Source organism: Aerosakkonema sp. BLCC-F183 (assembly GCF_041929145.1).
Classification (GTDB): domain Bacteria; phylum Cyanobacteriota; class Cyanobacteriia; order Cyanobacteriales; family Aerosakkonemataceae; genus Aerosakkonema.
The window spans coordinates 79,945-95,831 of the sequence record NZ_JBHFNU010000102.1 but is presented as its reverse complement, the minus strand read 5'-3'; the positions used below and the strand labels follow the sequence as shown (position 1 = coordinate 95,831).

The window sequence follows — 15,887 nt, the reverse complement described above, 5'->3', positions numbered from 1 at the left end:
TACCCTCAAGAACAGTTTTTATTGCGCGAGCCGCTTGTTCGGGATACAATGCTTTAAATCATCTCGATCGCTAGATCGGGGTTGAACACCTACAGGAGTAAAGCTGTGTCAGAATTTAATAACAATGCTATTACTTTTTTAAACCGCCTTACAGCCAAAAAAATTGAAGAAAAAATGCGCCCTTTGAGAATGTCACCCACTGAAAACTCAAAAAGGCGTTGGATCTGGGAGCTTCTCCAAAATGCCAAGGATAAAGCAGCAATAGATTTTCCCGAAGAGCAAGTTTCAGTTTTTATCAATTTTAATCAAAATTTTATAGAATTCTCCCATAATTTTGGGTTCTTTTCTACAAATAACATAGAAGGAATTATCCGTCAGATAAGTTCTGATGATAAAGATAGGGAAGAAGTTGATAAGACTGAAATTCCCAAAACAACAGGTAGGTTTGGTACGGGATTTATGACAACACATTTGCTTTCCGAGAAAGTAAATGTGAGAGGCATTTATAAAAATAGCGAAGATTCCTTTCAAAAAATAGAATTTCCCCTTGACCGAAGTGGTAGGGAACTATCAAAGCTGATTGAAAGCATTAATAATTCCTTTGATTGCGCTGAAAAAAGTTTAATTGCTTCTCCTAAATTTAAAAATATAAATTTTAGCGATTTCAATACTATATTTCGGTACGAACTTGATGAAAAAGGTAAAGTTATTGCTCAAATAGGTCTAAATGATTTAGAAATATCATTACCTTACACCTTAATTTTTATTGATAGAATTAAATACGTTAAAGTGACGATAAATAACGAAGATACAATTTACGATAAACAAGCACCTTACAAATTAACAAATGAAATTAAGATAGTTGAATTTGATAAAACCCAAAACGGTAGAGTGGAGAGGCTGTACTTTGCTTGCTTATCAAAAGGATTAACAAGTATTGCTATTCAAATTGATAAAGTCGGAGAGAGGATATTTCTCAAAGAATTTGATAAAAATACGCCCAAACTTTTTCTTGACTTTCCCCTAATTGGGACAGAAGATTTTAATTTTCCTGTTACTGTTAATAATCCATTTTTAGAACCTACTGAGCCGAGAGATGGGGTTTTTCTGACTAATGAGACAGACGAACATATCATCAACAATAAAAAGGTAATCCAAGACGCGATCGAATTATATTTTCTTCTTCTAGAACACGCTACGAACAGTAACTGGCAAAACTTATATTTTTTAGCTAAAACTGATTTGCCTAAAGAAAAAGATTGGATTGCCAAAGATTGGTACAAAAGCCAAGTACAGAAAGTTTTACGTGCCAAGTTACTCAAAACTGAGATTGTCTATCCCAGCAATCCAGAGCAACCTAAGATTGCACTTGAAAATGCTTTATTTCCTTACCATACTTCCAAAGCGAAAATTCCAACAATTTGGGAATTTGCTAATGCACTTTGGCATAATCGTTTACCGAAAAAGGAACATATCGAATTTTGGTATGAAGTCATAGACAAGTCTTGGGAAAAAGATTTGCATTATGACTTGAGAAAGCTTGTCAGTGATATAGCCAGCCTCTCAAATGTTAGCCAATTGGCAAATCGTACTAATCGAAATGAAGAAGAAACCTTAAATTGGCTAAACCGAGTTATTGAATTTGTTGTAGCTGAAGACCAAAAATTACTAAGTGATTATGCGATTATTCCCAATCAATACAATGTGTTTAGAAAGAAAGAAGAACTTTCCACAGATAACAAAATTCCGAAAGAATTAAAAGATGTTTTGAAAATCTTACAAGAAGATTGGCGTAGGTACTTAAAGCACCCTAAAATTACATCTGGCAATTTAGTTCAAACAAAAGGAATTAATGATATTGTTGTGCGGATAAATCAAATAATTAAGGAAAATATTAATCCTCATATAAAAGAGGCATGTTTACAATTAATTAGTTGTTTCCCCGATGATAGCGCTCTGCCTAAAGTTCGCTACGATTTATGGAAATTCGCCAAAGACTTTTATCAGAATATACCTGACAAACAAGGCTTAGAAGATTGGATACCTACTGTTTGGGAAGAGTGCGATAAATGGCTGATTCATAAACTTATCGATGAAATATCTCAGAAGCAAAATGTTTCAAATTTAACTAAGCACCTAAGTGAAGACAGCTTAAAATGGTTGAACAAGTTTGTAAATTTTATTGTCGAGTCAGAATTTGACGCTCATTTGAACGAGTATGCTATTTTACCCAATCAAAGAGGTGATTTCAAGAAGAAAAAAGAACTTTTTGTAGACGATAAAATTGATGAAACTTTAAAAGACATTTTAGAAGATTTAGGTAACGATTATCGTGGTGCATTACTGGCGACTGAAATAGTCATAGATATTGAAGATAAAACTCGAATTTCAAAAGATATTGCCATTGAAATTCGTGAAAAAGTAGAAGAAATTTTGCAAAATGAAGGTATAGGAAACAGAAAAGAGAAAACCAAACAAATTTTCTCTAAACTTTTATTATGGTTCCACGAAAATGAGCGTTTGGCGAATAAAATATTTAGCGAATTGTATGAAAAGAGACATCGTTTAAGAAGTGACGAAGAAATAATTGCTGATATTAAATTTAGACAAGCTCTACTTAGTAATTCCAATGGATACACTCAAGAAGAAATTATCAAGTTAGTTAATATGCCAAAGGATAATTTAGTTTTTATTCCCCCTGGTATTTCTAAAGACAAGTTAGAAGAAATATTCCAAAACTTGCAGCAAGAAAAAGACGAAAAAGTTAGAGAAGGAGAACCTGAATACTTAAGTAATCCCGAAGATATATTAATAAGTCTCGGTATTACGACAATAGAAGAGCTTGAACGAGCTAAACAAATATTTGCACCTACAAAAATGGGGAGAATACTATACCGGATTTCAAGTTATTCAGCTTATTCAGCACTTAAGTTTGAGTACGTGCTGAAAGCTATTGAACGCGCGAAGAAAAACGTTAAAGCTTATTTGAGCAGTAAAAATAACTACAATTGCGATAATTGGTATGAAGAAAGTCTCACTGTAATTGCAGGTGTAAGGAAAGACGATAGACCAATAAAAATTGTAGTCAGACCTTCAGATGGAAGAAAAGTAATAATTTACTATCAATCTGAATTAGATGCCCTAGAAAGTCCTGATACAGAGCTTTGGGTTGATGATAGTACATTACAAGAAATTGTAACTCTCGGAAAAGTGCTAAAAAGAATAGGAAGAACCTCGATACCTTGGTAACTGGTCTTTATTTCCTCTCACAATTAAGCTGATAAATGTAGCTAATGTATTTGTAGATTTTTTTGATCTAAAGGCTCTCTTATCTGCGTTTATCTGCCGAATCTGCGGTAAAAAATTAACCTAGATTCCCACAGACAATTTTTCGCATCACTCATACACTACTGATGCAACCAAACACGATATCACAAGCAACCGATCGTTTTCTACCTAAAAATCGATAATTGTGACTGGAATGCCAAAGATTTCTTCTAAGAGCTTCGCCCGCATAGTCTGACTCATCTCAGTCAAACAGTCTGGCCCCTTAATGAACTCTTTAACAGTCATCTTTTTATCCCTAAAGTCTTTCACAAAATTCCGAATTTCAACCATAATTTTCATTTCTTTTTCTGTCTGAGCTAACATTTGCTGTAAAGGGTCAATTCCCAACTTAGTTGCTTGTCGGTAGTCCGACACTAATGCTCCTTCTGGCGTGTTCTTGGCTAATCTGAGTTCCTGTTTTAAGTTTTCATATTGTTTTTTTAGAAGAGAATTTTGTTGCTCCAAAATATGACATTGGCGCGTTAAATCATCTTCACTGAAACTATCAATATCTTCTCCAGTCAAATGTTGCTTCTCAATTTCCAGTAGCTTAGCCAAATCATTTTCTTGATAAGCTCGGTTAAGTTCTTTCATGATTTCGGTGTGACGCATTTGGCTTTCGCTATCTGTCACTTTATCGGGGTGGAAAATTTCTGCTAGCCTCAAAAATGTTTGCCGGATTTTTCTGGATTCTTCAGTTCTGGTAGTTTCTTGTTCGAGGTGGGTATGAGATTGGCGATCGCTAGAAGTAGAATTTTGAGAAAAATCATTTTCTTGTTCATCAGGCTCAAACAGTTGGTCTAGTTCTGGATCTGTCTCTTCTTCAATTGGTTTAGCACTGATTAATCCGCTAAACTGTAAACTTCGATAAACCGCCAAAATATCTTGTTTCGTTTTTTGTCCCAATTTCCTAGTATTTAGGATTTCATTGAATAAAGCGTGAATTTCTCGATCGATTTCAGTTACTTTCTGAAACTCAGGTTCTATGTGATGAAAAATCTGCGTAGCCACAGAGCGCATTTGTTCGACAAAGTTATGCAATTCAGTTCGTTTTTTCTTAATCTGTTTCAGTAGCCATTGATGCTCTTTATCTAACGCATCAGCACGAAGGCGCTGTTCGGAAAGAGCTAACGTTATCGATGATGGAGTAGAGGTGTGGGACGGTTGTTTTTTGCGTGGCATTGTTAAGTGATGTGGATTAACATAAAGTTAATTGTAACCAAAGATGTAGTGCAGTGAATTACACTGCTATTCACTGCAAATATTTCCTCACTCAGCACTACATACCACTGGAATCAAATATTGCGTCAGTGTAAACGCATCAACTCCCAACTCAGTTCGTGCTGCTGCTGCTAAGATACCTGCTTGCGCGTGCCACCAAGCACCTGCGGCTACTATCTCTGCAAGAGACACAGGCGAGACGCCTGTGCCACAAGAACAAGCGGATGATTGAGCTACAAGTCCTCCCAGCAATCCAGTTAGGACATCGCCGCTGCCACCACGGGCTAAGGCTGGTGTGCTTTCAGGCACAATAAATACGGAACCGTCAGGAGTTGCGATCGCAGTTCTCGCACCTTTTAAAAGTACGATCGCACTAGATAAGCGAGATGCTTCTCTCACCGCATTTACTCTGTCTTGTGTGGAATCGGGTGCATCTGGAAACAAACGCTTGAATTCACCTGTATGCGGTGTCAAGATAGTTAATGCTTGTCGCTTTGATAGTTTCGGGATGGTTCCCATTTGGGCGAGAATATTCAAACCATCGGCATCTAAAAGTAGGGGAATCTCGCTCTCCAGAACAAGCTTTGTAACAGAAGTAGCGTCTTTTGTCAAGCCTGGGCCACAAGCGATCGCATGATAAGATCCCAAATCAATTCCTTCTGGCAAATGGGAAATTGCACCGCTTTCTGTTTCCGGACAACCAATTATCAACGCTTCCGGTAAATGAGATACTAACAGCGGTTTAAGAGATTCGGGTACGGCGACTGAGAGCATCCCCACACCACTCGCTCTTGCTCCCAATGCAGTTAAAATTGCGCCTCCCGCATAGCGACGCGAACCGCAAATTAGGAGCAAATGCCCCATTTTATATTTATGAGTTACTGGCGGACGAGTGAGGGGTAAATGTGCGACGGCAAATGCTTTTGTTATACGTTGAATTTGCGGTGTTTCGCCAAGTATTGCTGCAATATCTGCCAGTGGAATATCAAAATCGATTAATTCAGCTTTGCCGATATATTCTAATGCTCGATCTTGCAATAATCCCTGTTTCCACAAACCCAAGCAAAGCGTATGAGTGGCGCGAATTGCTGTTCCCAATACCTCACCAGTATCGGTGTGTATGCCGGAAGGCAAATCGATACTAATAATTGGTTTATATAATTCGTTGATTTGGTTAATTGCAGAAGCAATTGGGTCTGATATTTCTCGTTCTAATCCAAATCCAAACAAACCATCTATGATTAGATCGCAATCTTTCAGTAAGTTATTATCGATCTGTTCGTTGAAAGAAATTCCTAAACTTTTCGCGTATTGGGCGTGTTGGGAAGTTAGCTCTTTCAGCTTTGGAAACGGACAATAAATCCCAACAATAAAACCTCGGAAATGTAACTCGCGAGCAACTACCAACGCATCGCCACCATTGTGACCGGGCCCAACCAGAATAGTAACTTTTCGGAATTGGGGAGGGAAGTTTTTGTGAAGGGAGTCGGGGAAGAGTGGGAGAGTGGGGGAAGTATTGGGGAGATAATTTCTCGGTGTTGCCAAAATATTTGTACCCAAATGCTTCGCCAGTCCCCCGTCGCCGATGATGCGATCGACGATCGCACCCGCCACTTTTTCCATTAAAGCAGCAACTGGCATCCCAGCAGCAAAGATGCGCCCTTCGATATCGCGCATTTGCTGGGCAGTGACTACCACTTGTTGAATCTGTTCCACCCTGTTCATAGATTTTAGATTCTTAATTCTAAATTGTAGCTCAATCTAAAATCTAAAATCTAAAATCTAAAATTGCTAGCTGCCGTAGAAAACCTGTGCATTGCTGAGACCAAAATCTTTTAGATATCGCTGCCATCGCTCTGCTGTTTTGCGGTCTGCAAATGGCCCTACCATTACAAATGGTTCATTAGCATTTTCTATTTGGTAAATTCCTCTCTCCGTTGCCAAACTAGGAGCCATTCGTCTGACCTGAGCTTCAATTAAATCTAAATCTGTTTCACGGCATGAAATCATTACCCCATAGTAATTACTTGCCAATGAATTAGATCTGCTTTGATTATTATTTGCCACCAACTGCACGCGACTTTGAGTCTGATAATTATCTCCAGTTACTTCAATAGTAGAAGCATCATTGGTAAATTCAGTAGTATCCAGAACGCTGACATCGCCGACAATTTCAGCAAGGATGCCTCGTTCTCGCAGCTCGTTAACAAGCTCTTGCGCCCTAGAAGCACTAGAATATTGTCCTGCAACAATCACTTTTTGTCCGCTCCTTTTATCAACTCCCAAAGTTGCATTGGACGCTTCTTCTTGAACTATATCTAAAAGATATCGGTTACTTACGATCACAGAAAATTGAGAGGTTCGCCTGGTCAGAATGCTGCCCATTTCCGCAGAAAAGCCCTGTTCTCGCAGGTAGGTGCGGGTGTCTTCTGCTTCCCCCTCTTCGCTGTAGGCTCCCACTTGAATGACATCTCTGCTGCCGTAGCGCATCTTCGTGGCTTCGGGTACAATGCTCTGAACCTGTTCTAGGAGGCTATCGTTATATCTAGGTATATAAACTACATAGCTTTGATAATCGCACTGCCTGCTTTCACATTGAACTCTCCTCTTCCTATTCCTGTTCGTATTCCTATTCCTGTTCCTGCTGCTGTTCCTCCTCTGAGCCAGTAGTTCTGGGGAGTTATTTTGTTGCAAAGTAGGTGTTGGTGGCGGTGGTGCTGGTGTTTGCAAAAGACCTTGTGCAACTAATATATCGTTGGGAATCGCTTCTGCTCCAGCCATTGTTTGAGGAGCGAGCGCTAGAGCGATACCTCCAATTAGCAGGGGTGCTAGCGGTGTAACTACTGCCGTATTTAATAGTCTCGCTTTATGCAAATGCCGATTTCGATCGCGTAGGTTTAGCTTCATAGCAAATTTCTATCCTTTTTGTTATTTAAGCACTCGGACGGGCAATTTTATAGCCTGTTAACACATACAACTCTATTCTCTGCGATCTTGAATAGCGGCTGAGATCGATCGCACCACAGTTGCGCGAGTGTTAACTTAGAGGTAACAGTAGTTGCTTCCTGCAAGATTTGAGTCATTTTTGGTTCCATGAACAAAGTAGTCGTTGGCCTCTCCGGTGGCGTTGATAGTTCAGTTGCAGCAGCGATCCTCCATCATCAGGGATATCAAGTGGAAGGCTTGACCCTTTGGCTGATGAAGGGGAAGGGTCAGTGCTGTTCTGAAGGGATGGTCGATGCGGCTAGAATTTGCGAACAGCTAGGTATTCCCCATCACATTGTCGATAGCCGCGATGTCTTCCAGGCCAATATTGTGGACTATCTGGTAGCGGGTTATAGCGACGGTATCACCCCCTTGCCTTGTTCCCAGTGCAATAAGGCGGTGAAGTTTGGCCCGATGTTGCAATATGCACGGTCAAATCTCGGTATTGACAAAATTGCCACGGGTCACTACGCCCGGATTAGTTACAATGCGGAAACCGATCGCTACCAATTGCGGCGAGCTGTTGACCTGAATAAGGATCAGACTTACTTTTTGTACGATTTGTCACAGGAATTGCTTGCTGGCTCGGTATTTCCGCTGGGAGAAAAGCACAAGACGGAAACGCGGCAAATTGCGGCGGAATTTGGTTTGAAGACTGCCGATAAGCCGGAAAGTATGGATTTGTGCTTGGTGGAAAGCAATGGCTCGATGCGGGCGTTCCTGGATAAGTACATCGCTCCGAAAAAAGGAGATATTGTCGATCGATCGGGCAAGGTTCTCGGTCAGCACGATGGTATCCATCACTACACGATCGGCCAGCGGAAAGGATTGGGTATTGCAGCGGCGGAACCGCTGTACGTGATCGGATTGGATGCGGTAAACAATCGGGTGATTGTGGGCGATCGCAATTGTGCCGATCGAACAGAATGTACTGTGGGGCGAGTAAACTGGGTATCGATCGCGCCACCCTCTGCACCCATCCGCGCCCAAGTGCAGATTCGATATCGATCGCCCGCCGTACCAGTTACGGTGATTCCTTTGTGGGGGGACGGGCAAGATGCCCATCCCACAAGAGTTAAACTGGTGTTTGACGAACCGCAGTTCAGCATCACCCCCGGACAAGCCGCAGTTTGGTACGACGGCGATATTCTGCTAGGTGGCGGAATTATCGAAAGGTAAAATTAAAGTAGGGTGGGCATTGCCCACCTTACTTTACTATTGAGGCAAATTAAATGGCTTATAGTGATTTCACTTTCAGCGTTTCAATTAGGTATAAAAATTCACTTAGGGGGGATGATTGTGACGTAGTGTCCTATACGTAGCCACGATTTTTGAATAAAATCTGCATAATCAATTAACACTAGATCGGAAGAATGGTAAATGTCTTGAAAATGAGCATAACTTATAATATTTATAATACTACGTAGTAGCAATGCTTTATCTTTTTTAGACTTTAATTTGGAAAATTCTGTAATTACTAGAACAGAATCGCTATGCAAAAGTAAATTTTCTATTGATTTATCTGCTGCTTGCAATGTAGAACATTTATTGCTTCCAACCAACTCACCTAACTGCCTAAAACTATTATTGGCTGCATTGAATAAAACGTAGCTTCTGCCAATCTCTTTTAGAGCTTGAATAACTGACTTTTCATTTTCTAAAATATGTTCTCTGCTGAAGCAGGGAAAGCATCCTATTTTAGGATTCATCCCTTTTGTAATTTCGTGGTTAAAGTAGAATAAACGCTCAAGCTGAAATTCATAATATTTTAATGCCTCAATTGATTCCAAATAATTTATAAACTTATATCTGTGCCGCATATATAATTCTTCTATCTCTGTCAAGCTTATGTTTGGAGATTCCTTCAATCCTAACTCTTCTATTCTTTTGTTAAGCTCAGAGAAAAAATTATTATCTTTATTACTGCTCATATTTATTTTACTTGCTTAAATAGATTAGCTAAAAGCTTAGCGAAACAAAATCTTTTTGTCAATACTAAGCTCTTTCTCTATTCTGGAATTTTTCAAACAGGTTGAAGAAGTTATCCAACGCATCTCTTTCATCGGCAGAATAGAAAAGAATGATGCTATCCCATCCGTGAGATGAAGTAATATTATATCTTTTTGCTATCCACTCTTGAAATTTCTCAAATTCTTGTTCCTGTTCTGTTGTTGGCAAGCCCAGATCCCCGCGAGCTATACTATATCCCATCAACAGCATACTAAGACGGGTAATTGAACACCTGCCTAAGTACATCCCTGGTCTTTCCTTGATTCTTTGCAACAAATTGTAGAGATATTCGGATTTTACATCTACTTTGCTCAGAGTAATTTCTGTCATAAAAATCCTACCTCTTTAAAAAAGTTCTTCTGTTATCTGAAACTGCTGTTGGTTATGTATTTTATCAAAAAAATGAAGGTTTGCTATCCATTCTTTTTTGGAAAGCCCGTCAGGATGATGGTTATCAAAGACGATTTCTGTTGCATTGATGACAACGGCGATTCCCTCATGACGACCATTTTCGGAAATAGCGTCTATAGGGACGCTATCATCATATATATAGCGGTTTCGATTTATCGCAGAACCCGTGTAGAGTTTGATATGTTTACCGTGAATACCTTGAGATAGCAAGTAATCTTTGAGCGCTTGAGCGCATTCAACGCACTTAAGGTTTTCATAGGTGCTGGCGATCGCTCTAATTTGGGAAATTTGCTCGCCAGTAATTTGAGTGATGTTTACCTCCTTTTTACGCTCGCTACAACTAGAATAGCATCACGGAAATGATGGCCGAACTTCCACTCGATCGGGAAGCACTAATTAATGTTGATATCAAGCCGATAAATTTGTTAAAAAGGATCTGCTACAGCGCAGGATTCATCAACGCATTCAGGGTGTCGCCAGATGTTGATTTAGCTGGCGAAGCGAATGGCTGGGTAACCTGGGGAATCGACCTAGAAAAATTTTCCGTGCAAACGCGGACATTTACCTGTGCTGAAAAGCGCTCAGAGCTTGGTAGGATGAATCCTTGCAGCTAAAAACTAAAATCCTCTCATCCTCTCTTGCGAAGGTGGGCATCGTGACGGGAACCGCCAAGACGCCCACTTCGCGCAAAATCTTCTCATCCAAAATCTAAAATCGATATGAGTCATCTTCCAGACTGGATCGCGCCTCACGGTGGGGAACTGATCGATCGCATAGCCACACCCGAACAAAAACAAGAATTTCTCTCCAAAGCCGACTTTCTGCCAAGAGTGCAACTGGATGAGAGAGCAGTTTCCGACTTGGAAATGATTGCGATCGGAGCCTTTAGTCCCCTGACCGGCTTCATGGAACAGGCAGATTACGAGTCAGTCGTTGCCAATATGCGGCTGGCAAACAATCTCGTCTGGTCAGTTCCCATCACCCTACCGGTCACAGAAGAAGTTGCCTCCACCCTCAAAGAAGGCGACTTGGTACGTTTGGATAACCCCACAGGTCGGTTTATCGGCGTCCTGCAACTTACCCAAAAATATCAGTACGATAAAAACCGCGAAGCGATAAACGTCTATCGCACCGATGACAGCAAACACCCAGGCGTAAAGGTGGTGTATAACCAAGGGCCAATCAATCTAGCTGGGCCAATCTGGTTGCTGCAACGCGACCCCCATCCCCTATTTCCCAAATACCAAATTGACCCCGCCGAGTCGCGCCGATTGTTTAAAGAACACGGCTGGAGGACAGTTGTAGGCTTCCAAACGCGCAATCCCATCCATAGAGCCCACGAATACATTCAAAAATGCGCTTTAGAAACAGTAGATGCCTTATTCTTGCATCCCCTCGTTGGCGCAACCAAAGACGATGACATTCCCGCCGACGTGCGGATGCGCTGCTACGAAGTTTTGCTGGAACGCTACTTCCCCAAAGACCGCGTGATTCTAGCCATCAACCCGGCGGCGATGCGCTACGCTGGGCCGAGAGAAGCCATTTTTCACGCGATGGTTCGCAAAAACTACGGCTGCACTCACTTCATTGTCGGACGCGATCATGCAGGTGTGGGAGATTACTACGGCACTTACGACGCTCAACATATTTTTGATGAGTTTGAGCCATCCGAATTGGGTATTGTGCCGATGAAGTTTGAACACGCTTTCTACTGCACCGTCACTCAGGGTATGGCAACGACCAAGACTAGCCCCAGCACTCCAGAACAGCGCATCCACCTGTCGGGAACGAAGGTACGGGAGATGCTGCGTAGGGGCGAACTGCCACCGCCGCAGTTCTCCAGACCGGAGGTAGCCGCTGAATTGGCGCGGGCGATGCACCAGTAGTTATAAGTTATGAGTTATGAGTTTTCCATAAAAAGCGATTTTTTAACTGGAAACTCGTAACTCTTATACCGACTCTTGGTAGGCTGATAACCGATCCTAGAAGGCGATAGCTGAAGATGAAGCGACGCAGTTTTTTGGCACGAGCTGGCTGGGTACTGGCAGCTCTGGGTGTGGGGGAAGCTGGACTGGTGGCAACAGGAAATCGCTACTATCAGGTGTTGGCACAACCGACTCCTCGCAAGTTAGCGCTGTTGGTGGGCATTAACCAGTATTCCGGGAGTTCGCTGACAGGTTGTCTGACTGATGTGGAACTGCAACGGCAACTTTTGATACACCGATTTGGTTTTCAACCCAGCGATATTTTGGTATTAACGGATCGACAAGCTACGCGGCAAAACATAGAAACGGCTTTCATCGAACATCTCACTAAGCAGGCGCAAGCGGATGATGTGGTGGTTTTCCACTTCAGCGGTTTTGGCAGTCGTGTGGAAGGGGAAAGCATTGAAGGAGAAGAATCATCAATCCAAAATCCAAAATCCAAAATCCAAAATATCTTGCTCCCGGTAGATGCAGTGCTGGCAACAAAAACTGAGCCGACAATCAACGCCTTACGGGAAGAAACGCTGGGATCGTTGTTGCGATCGCTCAATACCGATAACGTGACAGCGATACTGGATACGAGCTACAGCAATGCGGGTACTTTACTTTTGGGCAATTTGCGAGTGCGATCGCAACCCCAGCAACCCCGTCTAGCACTAAGTTCCCAAGAACTAACTTTCCCAGAACAACTCCAAGACACAAAGCTGAAAACTGCTATACCGGGAGTAATCTTAGCAGCAGGGGGATTGACTCAACAGGCATTTGAGGAGCAGTTGAATGGTGTAGGCATCGGTTTGTTTACTTACGCTTTGACTCAATATCTCTGGCAAGCTACCCCCCCAAGTACGGTTAGAGTCAGCTTGAGTAGCGTGGCGGGAGCGCTCGCACAAGTGGTGGGAAATAAACAGGAACCCATAATCAATTATCAAAATAATGCCGATATCACATTGCCCGCCTATCATCTTATACCGGATCGGCAAGCAGCTGATGGTGTGGTGAGAGCAGTAGAAGACGATGGCAAAACAGCACTTTTGTGGTTGGCGGGACTGCCGATAACAATTCTGCCTTCCTATGGAGTGAATTCTGTTTTGACTTTATTACCCTTACCGGGTTCGGAAACCCTCACCAATAAACCACCGCAACTTTCAATTCGTTCTCGCGAGAATTTGATGGCAAAGGCGCAAATCTTACCATCTTCAACTAGCGAAGCTTACCAATTACAACCTGGGCAACTGGTGCAAGAAGCGATCCGGGTTCTGCCCCGCAATGTAGACTTAATGGTGGCGATCGATGCTAGTTTGGCACGCATTGAGCGAGTGGATGCGATTAGTGCTTTTTCTGGTATTGCCAATGTGTCATCGGTGGCGGCGGGCGAACAACCAGTCGATTGTGTGTTGGGTCGTGTGCAAAGGAGGGGACTGGTAACTGGAGAGAAGTCTTCCCCATCTTCTGTCAGCAATTCGCAATCACTTATCTCCTATCCTCAATACGGTTTATTTTCCCCCGGTGGGAATCTTCTACCCAATACAGAGGGTGAAGTGGGGGAAGCAGTCAAGACGGCGGTACAAAGATTGTTCCCCAGACTGCAAACGCTACAGGCGTCCAAGCTGTTGCGTTTGAGCGAAAATGAAGCATCTTCCCGCTTGGGAGTGGGGGCAACCCTAGAGATGATTGCCCCTACCAAAAAGGTGCTGATCGAACGAACAACGCAGCGAGCTCCTTGGCTGCCACCTGCAATTGAGTCAAAATTTGATGATATGGGTGATGAGGGGATTGTCAGTGTGCCGATCGGCAGTCGCATTCAGTATAGACTTCACAATTACAGCAATGCGCCTATCTATTTTATGTTGCTGGGTATCGACAGCAGTGGTGCGGCGATCGCTTTGTTGCCTCCACAATCTTCTCCCAATCTCGATGGCTCTCCAACTAACCCTCTACAGCAGCAGGCGATCGGTCAGGGCCAAAGTATCACCTTACCAGATATTTCCAGTCCTTTTAAATGGATTGTCCAAGGCCCAGCAGGACTGGTAGAAATGCAAATGGTTTTGAGTCGATCGCCTCTCGATCTAACTCTTGCTACTCTGGAAAATACGCAGCATCCCAGAGGAGAATTTCAACGCCTCGGCGTGTTGCTCAGTCCCTTGGAAGTGGCGCGAGCAGTTCTGCAAGATTTGCACAAAGCCAGTCTTCCTGCTGCTGACATTATGCCTGTATCTCCCGATAACTTCCCGTTGGATGTAAATGCCTGGGCAACTCTCAGTTTTATTTACCAGGTAGTTTGAGCAATTCAAATCGGATTTGAGATTTTTTATTCAAGATGACTTATGTAGAAATTTGGGTTCTTAAAGTGATAAGGTTATTTCAGCTTGAGAGTGAAAATGAGAAACCTGGTTTCTTCAACGCTTGCGAATAAATCATCTTCGAGCTAAAATCTCAAATCTGAAATATGAAATTTCCAATTAATCATGACAGCAACCGATGAAATTGAGTTAGGATTTTCTTAATTATTTTTGACTTTTTTAACTCCGCTCTTCTCACAATTATATGAAGCTTAAATTTTGGCTTGCCTGCGCTATTGTCTATATCAATATCAACACTTCTGCTGTCGCTGTCGATCGACAAAATACCATGCCGGCATTATTGGCGCAAGCCAAGGGAGCGCCTGCAATTTCTCCGACTGAGCGGCAGGAACTGCAACAACTGCGCTTAGAGAAGGAAATACGCGATCGCGTTCAGGCGGAAGTCGATCGTGCCTTTAGCCGCTTGACAACCTCGATGGATCTGTTGCTATTTGCGATCGCTCTGTTTCCGCTTGTGACCGCTCTTACTGTTTGGCTTCTTTGCCGCAGCTTCATCAACCAAATAGTCTCCGAAAGCAGAGCGCAATTGCAGAAAGAAGCCCAAAAACAACTAACAGCAGAGATAGCAAATGAATTTGACAAACAAAGAGCGATTTTTACACAAGAAATCGAAAATTTAGAAGCTAAACTTGTATCTTACATAACCAGTCAAACAAGCTCGATATATTTTAAAGAACAGGACGATGTACCTATCCAAGCAACGGCAAATTTGCCAGTTGAAACTGTATCCAACGTGCCAAATATTGCCACAGCAATTGAAATAGCAGTAGACCATAGCGAAGCACAAGAGCGAATGCCAGCGCAGATTTCAAATGAGCAATTTGAATCGGTAGAAAAAGTTGAAGATTCCTTATCTGTTACTCCCCAGGAAGTATTAAATGCCAACGATTATTTAGAGCGAGGTAACGAACATTTTGCTGCCGGTCGCTACACAGAAGCAAATAATAGCTATAACCAAGCTGTGAAACTCGATCGCGATTTGCCGGAAGCTCGGTATCAAAACGCTAGAGCTTATGCTATGCGAGGCAGTATAAATGCAGCGATTGGCAACTTGCAATGGGCAATTGATGTGGAGCCGACTTATAAGGAAATGGCTAAAAGTGACTCTGCTTTTGATGAAATTCGCGAAAGTGAGCAGTTTCATAAAGTAATTGAGGAATAGCTCCCCAACCACAGGTTGTAGTTTGAGGAGCTATACTGGGATTGGTGAAATTGAGGAACAGCAATGAATGCAAAATTGATTGCGATCGCCACAAGTAGCACCCTGATGATAGCTAACACCAGTACTGCCTTAGCCGAACAACCCTACAAAACTAGCGGCAACCAAGTTGTCGTCACACAACTGCAACCTCGACAGACATATTTAGTTCAGACAACCGATACTAGCGGTAAGGAGGGTTCTATGTATGTGACGACTAATGAGTGCGGTTACGTCATGATAAATAATGGAGGTAACTATCAACGGCTCACTATCAATAACGAAACCATCAGACCCTTTGCTCTGGCAACCCAACCTTACCCATCCTGCAATCCACGACTAAATCCCAGGAATTCTAACACACAACAATCGTCGGATAGATAAACCTGT

At 42.3% G+C, this 15,887-nt stretch carries 13 protein-coding genes; 7 read left to right on the top strand and 6 right to left on the bottom strand.

Features of this window, described 5'->3' with window-relative positions; all coding sequences use genetic code 11:
• The first annotated feature begins 105 nt into the window (after positions 1–105).
• Complete coding sequence (locus tag ACE1CD_RS29515) at positions 106–3,249, top strand: sacsin N-terminal ATP-binding-like domain-containing protein (RefSeq protein WP_374827056.1); 3,144 nt, start codon at positions 106–108, stop codon at positions 3,247–3,249.
• A gap of 207 nt (positions 3,250–3,456) precedes the next feature.
• Here the strand turns inward: ACE1CD_RS29515 and ACE1CD_RS29510 are convergent, their stop codons facing one another.
• The 3 genes from ACE1CD_RS29510 to ACE1CD_RS29500 form a co-directional block, all read right to left on the bottom strand.
• Positions 3,457–4,509, bottom strand: a complete 1,053-nt coding sequence (locus ACE1CD_RS29510) for a molecular chaperone DnaJ (RefSeq protein ID WP_374827055.1) — start codon at positions 4,507–4,509, stop codon at positions 3,457–3,459.
• 87 nt (positions 4,510–4,596) lie between these two features.
• Positions 4,597–6,273, bottom strand: coding sequence for an NAD(P)H-hydrate dehydratase (locus ACE1CD_RS29505; RefSeq protein WP_374827054.1), 1,677 nt, complete (start codon positions 6,271–6,273; stop codon positions 4,597–4,599).
• Between the two features lie 66 nt (positions 6,274–6,339).
• Positions 6,340–7,455: a hypothetical protein gene (locus ACE1CD_RS29500; protein ID WP_374800009.1), complete on the bottom strand. Its 1,116-nt coding sequence runs from the start codon at positions 7,453–7,455 to the stop codon at positions 6,340–6,342.
• 186 nt (positions 7,456–7,641) lie between these two features.
• Between ACE1CD_RS29500 and mnmA the strand changes: the two genes are divergently transcribed.
• Entirely contained in the window at positions 7,642–8,712 is a 1,071-nt protein-coding gene (gene mnmA, locus ACE1CD_RS29495) for a tRNA 2-thiouridine(34) synthase MnmA (RefSeq protein WP_374827053.1), read from the top strand.
• 101 nt (positions 8,713–8,813) lie between these two features.
• Here the strand turns inward: mnmA and ACE1CD_RS29490 are convergent, their stop codons facing one another.
• The 3 genes from ACE1CD_RS29490 to ACE1CD_RS29480 form a co-directional block, all read right to left on the bottom strand.
• Positions 8,814–9,464, bottom strand: a complete 651-nt coding sequence (locus ACE1CD_RS29490; protein ID WP_374827052.1) for a hypothetical protein — start codon at positions 9,462–9,464, stop codon at positions 8,814–8,816.
• A gap of 64 nt (positions 9,465–9,528) precedes the next feature.
• A complete protein-coding gene (locus ACE1CD_RS29485; RefSeq protein WP_374827051.1) occupies positions 9,529–9,873 on the bottom strand; it encodes a hypothetical protein in 345 nt (114 codons plus the stop codon).
• A gap of 15 nt (positions 9,874–9,888) precedes the next feature.
• Positions 9,889–10,242, bottom strand: a complete 354-nt coding sequence (locus ACE1CD_RS29480) for a papain fold toxin domain-containing protein (protein WP_374827183.1) — start codon at positions 10,240–10,242, stop codon at positions 9,889–9,891.
• Between the two features lie 74 nt (positions 10,243–10,316).
• Between ACE1CD_RS29480 and ACE1CD_RS29475 the strand changes: the two genes are divergently transcribed.
• From ACE1CD_RS29475 to ACE1CD_RS29455, 5 genes are all read left to right on the top strand, one after another.
• Positions 10,317–10,568, top strand: a complete 252-nt coding sequence (locus tag ACE1CD_RS29475; RefSeq protein WP_374827050.1) for a hypothetical protein — start codon at positions 10,317–10,319, stop codon at positions 10,566–10,568.
• Positions 10,569–10,673: 105 nt separating this feature from the next.
• Positions 10,674–11,840, top strand: a complete 1,167-nt coding sequence (gene sat, locus ACE1CD_RS29470) for a sulfate adenylyltransferase (RefSeq protein WP_374799997.1) — start codon at positions 10,674–10,676, stop codon at positions 11,838–11,840.
• A 116-nt stretch (positions 11,841–11,956) separates the two neighbouring features.
• On the top strand, positions 11,957–14,221 hold the full coding sequence (locus ACE1CD_RS29465) for a caspase family protein (protein WP_374827049.1): 2,265 nt from the start codon (positions 11,957–11,959) through the stop codon (positions 14,219–14,221).
• 262 nt (positions 14,222–14,483) lie between these two features.
• On the top strand, positions 14,484–15,461 hold the full coding sequence (locus ACE1CD_RS29460; protein WP_374799993.1) for a tetratricopeptide repeat protein: 978 nt from the start codon (positions 14,484–14,486) through the stop codon (positions 15,459–15,461).
• 63 nt (positions 15,462–15,524) lie between these two features.
• Positions 15,525–15,881 carry a hypothetical protein gene (locus ACE1CD_RS29455; RefSeq protein WP_374799991.1) on the top strand — a complete coding sequence of 119 codons (357 nt, stop codon included), beginning with the start codon at positions 15,525–15,527 and terminating at the stop codon, positions 15,879–15,881.
• Positions 15,882–15,887 lie beyond the last annotated feature (6 nt).